Genomic DNA, 14,555 nt, shown 5'->3' on the forward strand with positions numbered 1-14,555 from the left:
GTCCCGTCATACAAGTTCCTTTGGTTCCGTATTTATCTTCATTGTAACGGTTCCGCGGGGAAAAAGCCAGTAGAATGTGCAAGGCCTTACTGCGCTTCAGTTATTCTCGACTTTGACGGAGCCCTGGCGGGACCGAGACATAGTGAGAGGCGCCTAGGTATTGTACGCACAAAGCATGGCGTTGTCAATTGAACTGCGACAAACGCTCCACTATGGCCGCGGATTGACGATGATCGGCGAGAACACCTTGTCTTCCGACTTGACAAGCCCTAGACGTTGTCTAGCTAGTTGTTCGATATGTAGAGGAGTATTTAAGAGCTCTATTTCTGCCTGCAAGGCCGCAGTCCGCGCTGCTAGCGCTGTTCGCACCAGCTCAAGCTCTGCCTCTCTCCTTCTCAAGCTCGCCATCTCCAGTGATTGCGAAATATATACATATGTAAAATAGGCCATGACTACACAAAGGGCGATCAAAAGAACTGGCCGCCGCTGCTTTCTTTTGCGCACTGGGCGAGGCACAGGGAAAGAAACAATTTTTGGAATAGCGCGTACGTTGGCCATCGTCTTTCCTCCGCATTTCACAGGGTGAATGTTTAATTTCTTCACTCTTGCGGAGAAATCCTGCTCACTTAAACATCTTTTTTTTCTTCACCTAGCCACCAGCTGTTTATCGCGAATCGGGAGGCGCTGAGCAAGGCCCTTAACCGAGGGTAGCTCTCGGCAAGGCTGCGCCCAAGCCATCTGACTGGCTGCATAAGGAGCCTAGTGACTAGCCGCAGAGGGGCTACGAGAATTGTCAGAACACCATCGAAAACCTGCCACACGACTTTGGCGAATAGCTTGACTATAGATAGTACGCCCTTAAATAGTACCAACAGGCCACGCCGCAGCGGTCTTCCCAAAAGTTTTTGTTCGATGATAAAGCCCGTAATCCACAGCATAAAGACATAGAAACGCGCCTCGCCACTACTTGTTCGGACTAAGTAAATGAATGTGCAGAGACCACAGAGCACCCAAAAGAGAATGTCCATGGCCGAACGTGTCGCTCCCGGCGGCCTATACAAAGCGACGACTACTCGATAGAAGTCAATGAGAGCCCCGAGAAAGAGCCCCAAGACGAGCATCTCCACTATGTGGAACAACTGTTCTTCTAGCATGGCCTAAGCTTAGTCGGCGCTAGCTAAAGAAGAGCCGCTTAAGCCAGCCCTGACTGCGGGCAGTTTTGCCACCATCATCGAGGTAGTCGATGCTTCTAATGGCGCCGTCGACCAGTAGCTGCCCCTGCTCTAGGCTAAGCTGCTTGATGTGCAGGTCTTCTCCTCTTAAGGCCATCATACCGAGGTCTGTCTCGAGTATAATCTCTGACGCGTCAAATTTATCGACATGCATTACTCCGTCTACTACGACCTGCTCGCGATTAGTTACTACTACGCGATGATTGCGACTCTCTTCCATAGCCTGTTCCACCTTTCTTCCCGTCCCAGAGATGTATATTCTCTGTAGGGAAGAAAAATGCCACAAAAAAACCCGGCTAACCCGCCGGGTTGACCCTAATCCCAAATGGTGCCGAGGGTTGCGGTGGGGAAGAAGTGCTTCACTATGACCTCGTAGTTGTCGCCGCGCTGAGCCCTTGCCTTAGCCCCCCACTGACACATCCCCACCCCGTGGCCATACCCAGTGCCCGCAAAAAGGAACCTGTCGCCATCTGCCTCTACTCTGTCCCACTTGGTAGAACGCAGTCGGGTACTGCCTAAAGCAATGCGTAGGGCGGGTGCCGACACAGTGGCCCGGCCAATACGCACCGAGACGGCGCGGCCTGCAGGGTCTTTTTTTAGTACTTCTACTCGGGAGAAGTCGCCTGGTGTTTGACCAATTTGCCTAAGGGCGGCAATAATCTCAGCACGGGTAAAGGTCACGCTATACTCCCGCTCTTCAAGTGGCGTAATCGCGGGGCAAATATCGGTAACACTCTTTACATAGGGAGTGGGAAATTCGCGAAAAGCCAGCCCGTCTGCGGCCGTGCTCGTCTGGCCAGCACAGTAGGCGTGGAACCAGGCGCGCACGAATTTGCCACCGTAGGCTAAGACCCTGCCACGAGTCTTCTGCACTGCTTGGCGTACCTGGTCGTTTATTCTCTCTGCATTGTAAGCTTGGAACTCTTGTATGTCCGTTGAGGCATGGGCATTTCGCCCCGGCACACCACCCTGTCGCGCTATTTTCTCTAAGGTGAAAGTGCGCGCTACAATGGCCTGGGCGGCGAGGGCCTCGAGGGGCCAGTCGGGCGCCATCTCCGCAGCTACGACGCCTAGCAGGTACTCCTCCATAGACATGGTACGAATGTCGCCAGTTTCGTGCATGTAGACATTAATGACGGGCTCCATTCGCTCGCCTCGCCTGATGACCTCTGGAACAGGTGGCATATCTTTCGCCGGCCTAGCCCAAAAGCGACAAGAGGTTAAGGTCGCCAACATCAGGCCTACGCAAGTAACTACAATTACCTTGCGACAGGCATTCATCACTCTCTGCAAAAAGATCCCTCCTTTGCGGCTTCACGCTTAGTATCCGCAAGGAGACCTCTCTTTATCTCAGAGAACCTTAAACTCATCTACTATCTCGTACATCTCTAGTGCCTCTTCGCGGCGAGAAGATTGCTCAAGGCGCAAAATGCGCGCCTTAATGACGCGGCTACCAAAGTGCAGCGTAAGCACATCTCCTACCTTGACAACATGACCTGGCTTGGCAATGCGATCGTTGACTTCGATCTTGCCTTGGTCGCTCACTTCTTTGGCCAAGGTACGCCTCTTAATGAGGCGAGAAACCTTAAGAAACTTATCTAATCTCATCTTGCTCGTACTCCTAAAGAGGGGCAGGTTCATCCACGAACCTGCCCCTCGCTATGTTCTTGGTCGCGCTCTACTTGTCGATGGCTTCTTTTAGGGTCTTAAAAGGACGAAATACAGGTACCTTAGCCGCTGGCACGACGATTTCTTCTTGCGTTTTTGGGTTGCGCCCCCTGCGCTCTACCCGTGCTCGCACTGCGAAAGTGCCAAACCCAGCGATGGCTACTTTATCGCCTTCAACGAGAGCCTCTTCCACACACTCAAAAACCGTGTTCACAATCACCTCGATATCTTTCTTGGTGAGATCGGTCTTCTGTTTTACTACATCGATTAACTGAGACTTATTCATGAAAACGCCTCCTTATAATAAGTACCCGCTTAAGTGCTAGATACTTTTCTACGTACCCGCACTAAACTCCTGCCTACTCGGGGTTACTTCACTATTTTTCTTTAGCCTTGGCCTCATCCCATAGACTATCCAATTCCTGCAAGGTGCATTCAGCCATAACGAGCCCACGCGAGGCCGCGAGTTGCTCTAGCCTAGAGAAACGCTTTTTGAACTTGTGGGCGGCGGCGCGCAGAGCGGTCTCTGGTTCAACCTTAAGAAATCTACCTACGTTAACCAGGGAGAAGAGTACATCGCCAAATTCCTGCTCGATGCACGAGGCCTCGCCATCCTCTACCGCAAGCTGCAACTCGCGTATTTCTTCATCTACCTTCTGCCATGCTCCGGAGATAGCCGGCCAGTCGAATCCTACTTGCTTGGCCCTCACCTGCAACTTGTAAGCCAGCAACAAGGACGGCAAACTTAGCGGAACTGAATCTAGCCAGCCCTCGTTATGGCCTGCCTTCTCCACTTGCTTGATACGGCGCCAGTTTTCTTCTACTTGGCTTGACGTTGTCGCCTTCACTTGGCCGAAAACATGGGGATGCCGCCGTTTCAATTTCGCCGTAATCCCCGTAATGCTGTCATAAAGCTCAAACTCGCCCGCCTCACGCGCGATTTGCGCGTGAAAAACAACCTGCAACAGTAGATCCCCCAACTCTTCGGCTAACTCGACCGCGTCATGCCCCTCTATGGCGGATAGCACCTCGTAAGCTTCTTCGATGAGGTGGGGGCGCAGGCTGAGGTGGGTTTGCTCCCGATCCCATGGGCAGGCGCCGCGCAGGGTGGTCATGACCTCTACGAGGTTCTCCATAGCCACACCGACATGCTTAGCCTCTGGGCAGGGCGGAATGTACACCGTATCGGCGTGGGTGAACTCAGCCCGGTCAAGCTCAGCTAGTTCACAGGTGCGAGTAAGGCTTTGGCTTGAGCCAGCATGGCGCACCACGGCAATCGCGTGCTCCGGCGGGTAAATGTCGAGGAGGCGCAACTTGAGGTCGCCTGCAACTAAGCGGCTGTGCACCTGGGTAATCAGCCAGGCGTAGCTAGGATTAATTCTTAAACTTTGGTCTAGGGCATCACCAAATGCGAGGCCCTTCACAGGGTCTAAGCCAAGCTCTAGCATGACCGCCTCCAGACTACTCGGAGCTAGGACCACCTCTATTTGGCGACCGTGCTGCCGACCTAAGTCAAGCAGCTGCTGCACGGTGCTTTCGGCCACCATGGGACTGCCAGGCACGGCGTAGACAATATCCTCTCTCTCGCTCCTACGCCAGATATCAGCTACTATGGCTTCATAGACATGTGCAAAGTCGCTGTGGCTTTCATACAAACCGTCATAGGTGCGAAAGGCAAACCCTTGCCCCTCTAGCTCAAAAGCCACGGGATGCTTCCCTGTGCGCAGGATGACTTCTAAGTCGGGACGCGTTAAGAGCGCCCAACCTTTCTGGCTAATAAGCCCTATGTCACCAGGACCTAGCCCCACTATGTACAGCATCGCAACACCTTCACATCAATAATCTATTCCTCATACTATCATTTCCCTAGGTAAAGACCAAGAACTATCTCGTCCCAGGCATGAAAAAGGTAGCACCGCTCTCCGATGCTACCTCGTGACTTCAGTCATGCATCTGTTTGGCGAGAAAGCCCGCTGCCGTATCAACTAACTTGCTCTCCATCTCACCTAGCACTATTTTAGGCTCTCGTGAGCACAGCACTACGGTACCTATGGGCTGACCATCGGCAATGATCGGAGCAATAACTTGGGCGGTCAGGCGGCAGTCTCCCTCGGGGTGGGCAACTGCACAGCTCGCACAAGTACCCCCCGCTTGCGCATGTAAGGCCATGCTTCGGCGGTCGTCCATGGCCTGCTCTGCCAAACGCCCTACAGGATGATTAAGAAATTCTTTCTTTGGAGCGCCTGATACGGCAATTATGGTGTCGCGATCCGAAATAAGGGCAATGTGCCCGGTAGATTCATGCAGAGAATCTGCGTACTCTTTGGCGAAATCCCCCAACTCACTGATGGGAGAGTATTTCTTGAGAATGATTTCCCCTTCCCGATCGACGAAAATTTCTAAAGGGTCCCCTTCTCTAATACGCAAAGTACGTCGAATTTCTTTAGGTATAACAACTCGACCAAGGTCGTCAATGCGTCGCACAATACCTGTGGCCTTCACAGAAAAACCTCCTCTGCCGATGTCCTGTCTTCACTACCTATTATCTGGCATGCTCTGCTCTTTTATGCTCTTTTGTGCGCCGAAAAATTAACAGGCCTACGTCTCATGTCCTGAGCGCTTTTTTAGCAGAGGACTCCTGCTCTTTGGTGATTATCAGGCGTAACGCCTCTAAAATGCGAGTTATACTAGGTACTAGCCCTAGGCCGGTGTCTTTAAAAACAAGGGCATACCCTTTGTGGTTTTGTATGCTAAGCTCGGGGAACTGCCGATGAACGTCACTCAAAATGACGGGGTCTAGACTTGCCTCAGGCGCAAACTTAAGCACCAGACCTTTTTCTTGCTGCGTGACGAGATGAATCGCGAGCGCCCCAGACAGTATTTTGAGGCGGGCAATCAAGAGCAGGGTTTCGACAGGTGGAGGCAGGTCTCCATAGCGATCGACGAGCTCATCGTAGATATCCATAATTTCCGTCTCTTGCCGCGCGGCGGCCACCCTTTTGTACATTTCGACCTTCTGCTTGGAATCGCGTATGTAGCGGCCAGGAAAGTACGCATCTACAGGAAGTTTTATTTCGCACTCCACGACTTTTTCTACTTTCTCACCTTTTTGCGTGCGCACGGCCTCTTCGAGCAGCTGACAATACAGATCAAAGCCCACAGAGGCCACAAAGCCATGCTGCTCAGGCCCGAGGATATTACCCGCACCGCGAATTTCTAAGTCGCGCAAGGCAATTTTGAAGCCCGCGCCTAGCTGTGTAAACTCGCGCAATGCGCTCAGTCGCTTTTCAGCTACTTCGGTCAGGGTTTTATCTGGCCGATAGGTGAAGTAGGCGTAGCCTACCCGGCTAGAGCGTCCCACGCGGCCCCTTAGCTGGTAGAGCTGTGCTAGCCCCAGCTTATCTGCATCTTCAACGACAATGGTGTTAACATTGGCAATGTCTACGCCCGATTCAATAATGGTCGTGCTCAAAAGAATGTCGTACTCACCCTCAAGAAAATCCAGGAAGACGCGCTCGAGCTTTTCTTCTGGCATCTGGCCATGACCTACGGCGATGCGCGCCTCGGGCAGCAAGTTCTGCAGGTAGGCAGCCACTGACTTAATGGTGCGCACGCGATTGTGAACATAGTATACTTGGCCCCCGCGCTCTATCTCGCGCTCTAGGGCATGCTTGATGGCATAGTCGTCGTGCTCAATGACATATGTCTGTACCGGATACCGGTCTTCGGGCGGAGTCTCAATGACGCTAACGTCGCGCAGTCCTACCATGGCCATGTGCAGGGTGCGCGGTATGGGCGTAGCGGACAGTGATAGTACATCGACATTGTTCTTGATCATTTTAATCTTTTCTTTATGCTGCACGCCAAAGCGTTGTTCCTCATCAATTACAAGCAGGCCGAGGTCTTTGTAGCGCACATCGGCATTAAATAAGCGGTGCGTGCCGATGGCTACGTCCACCAGCCCGGCGCTAATCCTTTTTGCGGCCTCTTTGTTGTCTTCGGCACTTCTGAACCGGCTCAAGAGCGCCACCTCGACGGGGAACCCCGAAAAACGCTCGCGAAAGGTATGGTAGTGTTGCTCTGCCAAAATGGTGGTTGGCACTAGGACGGCCACCTGCCTGCCCTCCATAACAGCTTTAAAGGCGGCCCGCACCGCGACCTCGGTTTTACCATAGCCTACATCGCCACAAAGGAGTCTCTCCATAACTTTCGGCGACTGCATATCCTGCTTAACTTCTTCTATACTGCGCAATTGATCTAGCGTCTCTACATACGGAAAGTTATCTTCCATTTCGCTTTGCCACGGTTTGTCGGGCCCACAGGCGACCCCCATGACAGCTTCACGTTTAGCGTAGAGAGCTAGTAGTTCCTCAGCCATTTTTTCTACGGACTCGCGCACTTTAGCCCTAGTTTTCGCCCACTCTGTGCCACCTAAAGAATGCAGCTTGGGCTCCTTTGCTTCTCCGCCCACATACTTTTGCACCAGGTGAAGCTGCTCGGCTGGCACATAGAGTTTATCTTCACCGCTGTAATGAATTTCAATGTAGTCGCGCTGTGTGCCGGCGATTTCCATAGTGCGTACGCCGAGATACTTGCCTATGCCATGATGCATATGTACGACAAAATCTCCTACTGCTAAGTCGCGATAGGAGGTGAGGCGCGCGCCCTCGCCCGCCGCGCGGTGTTGCCGGCGTTTGCGCAGCCTAGACTTGCCCGAGAGGTTACTTTCCGTTAAGAGATAGAGCTTAATATCGGGCAGCTCTAAACCCTCGGTTAGCCCATCTACCACTACGGCGAATACACCTCGGGGGGGAAGCTCTTTGGCTACCTCCCACTTGCAGGCCTCTATATTTTCGGCGCTAAAGGCCTCTAGCATCTCCTCTTGGCGCGTCTCTGTCGGCGCAATAGCCATCATTCGGTAGCCTGAAGCCGACATTCTCTTTACGTCCTTGGCGAGCAGGGCCATTTGACCATGATAATTAGGAGGTGCCTTTTGCAGAACCGAAATTTGACCATCCACCCGCAGGCGCCCTGGGCGCTTGGGCAAGGTGGCCAAGAGAAAAGTGCGGAACTTCTCTAATGCCGTGATGACTTCTGTATCGCTCTTAAAGATATGATGTTGCGATGGCAGAATTTGTCCGGCGATGAGCAGCGCCTTGTACTGCTCATCTAAGTCTTTTTGGCAGCCCTCCGCTTTTTCAAGCAAGCGGCTAGGCTCATCTAAGACCACCAAAGTCCCTGCGGGCAGGTAGGACAGGAGCGTGGCCGTTTCTGCGAGAAAATAGGTGAGATACTTGCCGCGGCCGGTAAAGGGCACGCCTTCTTTGAGCTTGTCTAACTCTACGCCTATATTCTTCTTAAGTAGCGCACCGCGCTCAGGGTCTAGTTTACGTACGGTGCTCTGCAGTTGCTGCGACAAGCGTTCGACTGTAGCGGCGGCGGTTTCCTCTGACCAGAAAGCTTCGCGGGCGGGGGGGATGCGCACCTGCTTTAGGCGCGCCACCGATCTCTGCGTGGTAAGGTCGTAGTTGCGCAAGCTGTCGATTTCGTCGCCGAAAAACTCAATGCGGACGGGCTCTTCAGAAACAAGGGGGAAAACATCCACCAAGCCCCCGCGCACAGCATACTGCCCCATGGATTCGACAAGCTCTACCCTTTCGTATCCAGAGGTATGCAACATAGAAACGAAGTACTCCCGACTAAGGGCTTGACCCTCGGCAAGGAGCAAGGTGTGCTGTCTAAAGAGATCAGGCGGCACGATGCGGATAAGTAAGGCGTCCCAAGTCGTAACAATGGCTGCCTTACACTTACCCCCCGCCAGCTGCGCTAGCAGTGACAACCTTTGGCCCGCAAGTTCTGGGCCTTGCGCCAGAGCGCCATAAAGAAGCACTTCTTCAGGGGGGAAGTAGGCCACTTCATCCTCCCCGAGAAAACCCTGCAACTCTGCCTGCCAAACGCTAGCTTGCGAAGCAGATGGAGCGACCACTAGCATGGGCCAGTCCCACTGCCGCTTGGCCAGGGTCAGAAGAAGAGCTTTCCCTACGGCAGTGGCCCCACTGATGTAAATATGGCGCAGCCCATCGTTCACTGCTCGTTTGACTTCGTACCAACTATCACTCTGCAAGTATTCGTCTACTATCCTTTGCAAGCGCCCACCCCCACACAGTGCCCCTCCTCAGACATTGTCGCCACTGCGACACCAAAACCCTAGCCAGTTAGCTAGGGCCAGTTGCTCCTCTCCCTGCAGAGAGCGCCTCTGCATTCCGGGCACAAATCACTTAGAGTTACCAAGCTGTCAGTTTGAACATCTAACCTAGAAGTCTCTACACGGCCAAATACTTGCCGACATGAATCGCAAACGATGCACACCTCTATGACGCTCACCGTTCCTCTCGCTGCAAAGGGTGTAAACACCTCGTCAGTAGTATTGAGCAGCCTAGAGTTGCCTATTCAGTTCTGCCATTATGTCTATTGGCCGCTTCAGCGGCTCCGAAGATAATAAATGACTCCACAAAGAGCAAGGCCCGTTCCACTGCCCCGGCCAAGAGCACTTTTTCTTGGCCGCTCCAGCGTGACAAGACATAGTGCTCTACCATTACGCCCTCTTGTGGCCTGCCGATGCCGAAGCGCAAACGAGGAAACTCGCTCGTAGCTAAGGATTCGGCAATACTTTTTAAGCCTTTGTGACCCCCGCTGCCGCCCTGCGCCCGGAGGCGCAGACTACCAAGCGGTAAGTCTAGGTCATCGCTAATCACTAAGAGATCGGCGGGCAGGAGGCCGAGAGACTTAAGGGCAGGCTTGACGGCCTGCCCGCTAAGGTTCATAAAAGTCAAGGGCTGCTGCAGCCAGACCACTTGGTCGGCTATTTTGCCGCGGCCCATGAGGGACGCATGCCGCGCTTCGTTTACCTTAATGCCATAACGCGCGGCCAAGGCTGCAATTACGGCAAAGCCTGCGTTATGGCGCGTATCACTGTATTCTTTGCCGGGGTTACCTAGCCCCACCAGTAACTTCACCGCACTCACCTACCTTGCCGGTTCAGTATAGCCAACAGCTAATCAAACAACTTGCTTACTGATAAGTCTTCAAAAATGCGCAAAATGGCATCGCCAAGGAGCGGGGCGACGGAAAGCGTCTTAATCTTGGCCGAGCGCTTCTCTTCCGGCAACGGGATAGTATTGGTAATAACTACCTCGGTGAGGGGCGACTGCTCTAGCCGTGCTACCGCAGACCCCGAAAGAACGGCATGCGTACAACAGGCGTAAACCTCAAGGGCACCTTGGTCTAAGAGCGACTGTGCACCTTGTACTATGGTGCCAGCGGTATCAATAATGTCGTCAATCATTAGAACGCGCTTGCCCTTTATCTTACCAATGATGTTCATGATTTCGGCCACATTAGGTTCAGGACGGCGTTTATCTATAATGGCGATATCGACGCCAAGACGATCGGCGAGATCTCTAGCGCGGGTTACACCCCCGAGGTCTGGCGAGACCACGAGCATGCTCGCTAAATTCTTGCTCTTAAAATACTCCGCCAAAATAGGCACCCCCGGCAGATGATCGACAGGGATATCAAAAAAGCCTTGTATTTGCCCTGCGTGCAGGTCCATAGTCAGCACCTTGTCAACCCCGGCAGTCGTCAAGAGGTTAGCTACCAACTTGGCAGTAATGGGGTCACGCGCGCGCGTCTTACGATCTTGACGAGCATAGCCATAGTAGGGAATTACCGCGGTGATGCGTCTAGCAGAGGCTCTGCGCAAGGCATCGATGGTGATGAGTAGCTCCATCAGGTGCTCATTGACGGGGGAACAAGTGGGCTGTACGACAAAGACGTCCGCCCCCCGCACACTCTCGTTAATGCGCACTTGCACCTCGCCGTCGCTAAAACGCAAAACTTGCGCCAAACCCATGGGTATTCCTAGGTGCGCAGCAATTTCTCTGGCCAGGCTAGGGTTAGCATTGCCAGAGAAAATCTTCAAGCGTCTGTCAGGATAAGCTATCATTCAGCACACTCCTCGTAAGCTCGTCGCCATGTATTGTAGCACAAGGCGGGGCAAGATGATACATCTCGCATTAACTCATCTATAATCTTACCTAAGGGGTATTGGCTCACTCACGTAGAAATATTACCGAGGGGATGTGTGTGAGGATGTCACTAAGTAGTCGGCGCGAGTACTTCCTAGCGATGCGCGAGCGGTACATGCAAGCCAAGAGGCGCACCAAATTTCGCCGCGATCATTGCCATTCCTATTGTAAACATCGGCTGCCTCCGTTTAATTTAATGTGACGACAAAAAAATGTATGCCAAAGTGATCGCCACAATGACGCCGCTTACTCCCCAAATAACTGCGCTCACCCTTTTAATTTTAGTATCTGTTACAAATACGCTAGCTGCTTGTTTCCCCAAAATAGCCCCTATGCATGCCGAAACACACACAAACCAACAGTAGTTGCCTATACGAGCTCTCCAAAAGTATTCTGTGTCCATGATGACCCTCAAGGCATCCGAAATTGCGTCACGCTGCAAAGAGTCCGCGATGGGATTATGAGGTGCGTCCTCCAGCAATGAACCGTACAATCGCTATCATGCAGAGCATCATTATTGAGCCGACAGTTACTATGGCAAATGGATTGCCTGCAAGGACCATATCTAGCCATAAATCAGGCGCTTTAGTGATGTTAAACTTTGCCCCTAGGATCCCTCCCCCAAGTGCGAGCAGGGCAGTTGTCGAGCGGTTGAACAATGTAGCCGTTGCACTAGGGAAAAAATAGTTAAGAGCTTTTCGCCCAAATGGAGCTAGTAGAGTGGCACTCACGGATGCACCAATGAGAAAATCATAAAGAATTGCGATCCCATGTTGGAACACTTTCTAGCGACCTCCTGACTGTTACTAACCAAGTTTGCTGAACTGCCCGCTGGGTGCAATTATCTTCGTGTCCCACCGTAAAGACCGCCAATAACAGCACCGATAGCGGCTCCTTTTGCCGCTCCAGCTTTCTTGGCGCCGAGAGCTTCCCATAAAGTGCCACCTGCAGCTCCTCCTAATCACCGGCTGCCCATTGGCAATAGTTGCGTGGCGTTTCCAGTGTATCCCATCGTTCACGCCAAATCAATTAGCATTTGCATTAATTTCTTGTCAAATATGAAATCTCGTCTTGTAGCCAGGAAAGAGGTGTTTGAGGATAAATGTGGGCCACGAAAGGCGGAGGTTCTCGGGTTTGGCTTTACGCCTGAGGAGCAGCAGTGGGCGGTGGCGATGATGGAGTCACTTCGCTGCAGAGAATGGCAAGTGGAAAGAATTCGGGGCTTTACTTTTGCTCCTTCCTGAGCAGACGGATGAAGGAACATCCTCCTCGGATTAGATTCCGGGGAGGATGTTAGTGGGCACTAGTATAGAGATCTGTAGCATCTGTCGTTAGCGATGGGCGAACAATCTAGTGGTCATTAAGAGATAGACAGTCCCCATAGGAGCCCCAAGTACAATGCAGATGCCGCACTCACAAGGAGTATTGCCCTGCGTATGGCCAGGCTGAATTCAACGGAAAAGGTTTTCTCCAATGCTGTGGTGGCCTGCCACCCCAACGCTATCCCCAAAGACAAACCAAAGCCTCCAGTAGCAATGACCACGATGATGCCCCAATAAGTCAAGCTGACTACCTCCTTTGCGCAAGAGCTAGATACTAGGCCGCACTTCTGACGATGATAGCAAGTTACTCATCGTCCTGAACGAAAAATCGCATCAACAGGAGCATGATAAGTAGTGGCGCAACCGCAATCGCCAAGTAAAGAGGAAGCCCTAGGATAATTCCATCCAGTCGAGTTCCTAGTAGGATGCCTGCGCTAACGCCTTGTAGTCCGCCGGAAAACAGCAGAAAGGGGGTAGATTTCAATCCAATTGCCCAAGGAAACATGGGAGCGAAAGTGACGGCCATCAGGATTATAAGCCCGATGGTTCTTGCTGAAATGTACACTATAAGGCGTGATCCTCCTTGCTTATGGATTGGAAGATACAGCAAAGCACACTGGCAAAAGAAACAAGACAAGCGGAGAGACTGCTATTCCTACTAAGGCGTTAATAGTCCAGATTAAAATCGCCCCATCCAGTACTGCGCCTGCCAATGCGCCAATCTTTGCGGCATTCCGTGTGCCACCCAGATGGACCTCACCAAATTTCGCCGCGATCATTGCCATTCCGATTATAAACATCTGCTGCCTCCGTTTAGTTTAACGTGGCGAAGGAGTTGATCTCCTTCTTGGACTAGGGTCTCGCGAGGAGGTGAAGTACCACTCGTCTTGCTAAAAGTCCTCACCTTGTGAGGTAAATAGATATACCGAAAAAACGATCAAGCACCACAGCGGCGATAAAAAAATCTACTACAACGCCAGCGGCTGCGCCGACCCAGGCCGCTGCGTGTTTGCCGCCAAGTTGCTTTTCGGCAAATCGCACTGTAAATAGAGCAGTTCCAATCATAAACATCGACTGCTTCCCTCCAGTTTGAATATAGTACGTGCGTCATCGTAACCATCCTAAAATGTAAGCCCAAATGAGCGCCACAATTACGCCACCCACTCCCGTGATGCCAGCGATTATTTTTATTGTTCGCGTATTTGTTACAAATACGCACGCCGCTTGTTTCCCCAAAATAACCCCTATGCATGCCGAAATACACACGAGACCAATCATTATTGCGTATACCTGCATAACTTCATTTCCCCCTTAACGAAAATTAGTGCGGAGGACTTGTCTTGAAGCAAACCTCCGCACCCGAAGAATTATGCCCGCGTATGAAAGCCCGCCCCATGCGAATTGGTTGGCTATCTCCAAAAAACTTACTAAGTGAAGAAATTACTCAACCTAATTCGAGCACAATCTATCTGCGCACGCGGGTCGATTCAGTACAAAGCCTCGATGGAAAGGTCTTCATCGAATTCGTGGCCTTGATTTATCTCTCCTATATCAAAAATGGATGCAATACATCGATTAGTTTCAGCAAGATACTCTCTAGGGAGTCTTGGACAAACTCGATATCATCGAATGCTTTACCGTACCGTGGGAAACCCTGCGGGTCGGAGAGACTTTTGAGAAGCAAAAGGACATCTATGTTGCCCTCAGCGTAATGCCATCTCCCCCTCTATGGAGCCTGCGGGGGTGTAGGTGCATACTGAATATGAGCTGCGGCCCCTGCTCCAACGGCCCCCGCCACGCCTGCGATTGCAGCCACCAATTTTATGATTTTGGCACTAGTCGTAAAAACCCCAGCTGCAGCTGCGCCTCCTGTAACTCCAGCTATTCCCCCTGCAGCTGCGGCTCCAAGCACAGCAAGAAAAACAAGAGGATTCTCATCTGCCACAAGCACCACTTGCCCGTTTACCATTAACACATGGAACTCAGAGATTGGAATAACAATGGGTCCGTCTTCTGCTGGGACAACAACCGAGTCGTTCCTTAGCACGAGGGGAACAATTTGACCATCCACCAATACGGTTCGCGGAAGTTGAACTGAAACATAGGCAACATTTCCACCTGTATCTGGCAGACTGAAAGTGAACCATTATGATGGAAAGTGACATTTAGAAAATGAACCACTCCGACCACAAACCCTGTATGCTAGAGGTTGCAAGACATCAAGCATTGGGGGTAATGAGGAGTGA

General features: G+C 52.0%; 16 protein-coding genes. All 16 read right to left on the reverse strand.

Annotation, left to right across the window (positions count from 1 at the left end; translation table 11 throughout):
* Window positions 1–210: 210 nt before the first annotated feature.
* Window positions 211–558, reverse strand: coding sequence for a septum formation initiator family protein (locus KGZ92_09295; protein MBS3889458.1), 348 nt, complete (start codon window positions 556–558; stop codon window positions 211–213).
* A gap of 68 nt (window positions 559–626) precedes the next feature.
* Window positions 627–1,154: a hypothetical protein gene (locus KGZ92_09300; protein ID MBS3889459.1), complete on the reverse strand. Its 528-nt coding sequence runs from the start codon at window positions 1,152–1,154 to the stop codon at window positions 627–629.
* Between the two features lie 19 nt (window positions 1,155–1,173).
* Window positions 1,174–1,452 carry a sporulation protein YabP gene (yabP, locus tag KGZ92_09305; GenBank protein ID MBS3889460.1) on the reverse strand — a complete coding sequence of 93 codons (279 nt, stop codon included), beginning with the start codon at window positions 1,450–1,452 and terminating at the stop codon, window positions 1,174–1,176.
* Window positions 1,453–1,547: 95 nt separating this feature from the next.
* The gene (locus KGZ92_09310; protein ID MBS3889461.1) at window positions 1,548–2,525 is read right to left on the reverse strand and encodes a SpoIID/LytB domain-containing protein; all 978 of its coding nucleotides are present in this window, start codon (window positions 2,523–2,525) and stop codon (window positions 1,548–1,550) included.
* 57 nt (window positions 2,526–2,582) lie between these two features.
* Window positions 2,583–2,840 (reverse strand): RNA-binding S4 domain-containing protein, encoded by a 258-nt coding sequence (locus tag KGZ92_09315; GenBank protein ID MBS3889462.1) that lies wholly within the window; start codon window positions 2,838–2,840, stop codon window positions 2,583–2,585.
* A 70-nt stretch (window positions 2,841–2,910) separates the two neighbouring features.
* Window positions 2,911–3,186, reverse strand: a complete 276-nt coding sequence (locus KGZ92_09320) for an HU family DNA-binding protein (protein ID MBS3889463.1) — start codon at window positions 3,184–3,186, stop codon at window positions 2,911–2,913.
* A gap of 91 nt (window positions 3,187–3,277) precedes the next feature.
* Entirely contained in the window at window positions 3,278–4,720 is a 1,443-nt protein-coding gene (gene mazG, locus KGZ92_09325) for a nucleoside triphosphate pyrophosphohydrolase (protein ID MBS3889464.1), read from the reverse strand.
* A 121-nt stretch (window positions 4,721–4,841) separates the two neighbouring features.
* Window positions 4,842–5,402 carry a stage V sporulation protein T gene (spoVT, locus tag KGZ92_09330; protein ID MBS3889465.1) on the reverse strand — a complete coding sequence of 187 codons (561 nt, stop codon included), beginning with the start codon at window positions 5,400–5,402 and terminating at the stop codon, window positions 4,842–4,844.
* A 103-nt stretch (window positions 5,403–5,505) separates the two neighbouring features.
* Entirely contained in the window at window positions 5,506–9,048 is a 3,543-nt protein-coding gene (mfd, locus tag KGZ92_09335) for a transcription-repair coupling factor (protein MBS3889466.1), read from the reverse strand.
* A 298-nt stretch (window positions 9,049–9,346) separates the two neighbouring features.
* Window positions 9,347–9,916: an aminoacyl-tRNA hydrolase gene (gene pth, locus KGZ92_09340; GenBank protein MBS3889467.1), complete on the reverse strand. Its 570-nt coding sequence runs from the start codon at window positions 9,914–9,916 to the stop codon at window positions 9,347–9,349.
* Window positions 9,917–9,954: 38 nt separating this feature from the next.
* Complete coding sequence (locus tag KGZ92_09345; protein ID MBS3889468.1) at window positions 9,955–10,905, reverse strand: ribose-phosphate pyrophosphokinase; 951 nt, start codon at window positions 10,903–10,905, stop codon at window positions 9,955–9,957.
* A gap of 1,442 nt (window positions 10,906–12,347) precedes the next feature.
* Entirely contained in the window at window positions 12,348–12,551 is a 204-nt protein-coding gene (locus KGZ92_09350) for a hypothetical protein (GenBank protein ID MBS3889469.1), read from the reverse strand.
* Between the two features lie 62 nt (window positions 12,552–12,613).
* The gene (locus tag KGZ92_09355; protein MBS3889470.1) at window positions 12,614–12,874 is read right to left on the reverse strand and encodes a hypothetical protein; all 261 of its coding nucleotides are present in this window, start codon (window positions 12,872–12,874) and stop codon (window positions 12,614–12,616) included.
* Between the two features lie 22 nt (window positions 12,875–12,896).
* A complete protein-coding gene (locus KGZ92_09360) occupies window positions 12,897–13,109 on the reverse strand; it encodes a hypothetical protein (protein ID MBS3889471.1) in 213 nt (70 codons plus the stop codon).
* Window positions 13,110–13,209: 100 nt separating this feature from the next.
* A complete protein-coding gene (locus tag KGZ92_09365) occupies window positions 13,210–13,380 on the reverse strand; it encodes a hypothetical protein (protein ID MBS3889472.1) in 171 nt (56 codons plus the stop codon).
* Between the two features lie 655 nt (window positions 13,381–14,035).
* Window positions 14,036–14,284, reverse strand: a complete 249-nt coding sequence (locus KGZ92_09370) for a hypothetical protein (GenBank protein MBS3889473.1) — start codon at window positions 14,282–14,284, stop codon at window positions 14,036–14,038.
* Window positions 14,285–14,555: the final 271 nt, after the last annotated feature.

Source organism: Bacillota bacterium (genome assembly GCA_018333655.1).
Classification (GTDB): Bacteria; Bacillota; UBA994; order UBA994; family UBA994; genus BS524.

Excerpts from the sequence above, each read along its gene's own strand:
- KGZ92_09300 (MBS3889459.1), bottom strand. The coding sequence starts at position 1,154 with ATGCTAGAAGAACAGTTGTTCCACATAGTGGAGATGCTCGTCTTGGGG.
- KGZ92_09360 (MBS3889471.1), bottom strand. The coding sequence starts at position 13,109 with ATGTTTATAATCGGAATGGCAATGATCGCGGCGAAATTTGGTGAGGTC.
- mazG (MBS3889464.1), bottom strand. The coding sequence starts at position 4,720 with ATGCTGTACATAGTGGGGCTAGGTCCTGGTGACATAGGGCTTATTAGC.
- KGZ92_09365 (MBS3889472.1), bottom strand. The coding sequence starts at position 13,380 with ATGTTTATGATTGGAACTGCTCTATTTACAGTGCGATTTGCCGAAAAG.
- yabP (MBS3889460.1), bottom strand. The coding sequence starts at position 1,452 with ATGGAAGAGAGTCGCAATCATCGCGTAGTAGTAACTAATCGCGAGCAG.
- KGZ92_09315 (MBS3889462.1), bottom strand. The coding sequence starts at position 2,840 with ATGAGATTAGATAAGTTTCTTAAGGTTTCTCGCCTCATTAAGAGGCGT.
- KGZ92_09320 (MBS3889463.1), bottom strand. The coding sequence starts at position 3,186 with ATGAATAAGTCTCAGTTAATCGATGTAGTAAAACAGAAGACCGATCTC.
- KGZ92_09295 (MBS3889458.1), bottom strand. The coding sequence starts at position 558 with ATGGCCAACGTACGCGCTATTCCAAAAATTGTTTCTTTCCCTGTGCCT.
- KGZ92_09345 (MBS3889468.1), bottom strand. The coding sequence starts at position 10,905 with ATGATAGCTTATCCTGACAGACGCTTGAAGATTTTCTCTGGCAATGCT.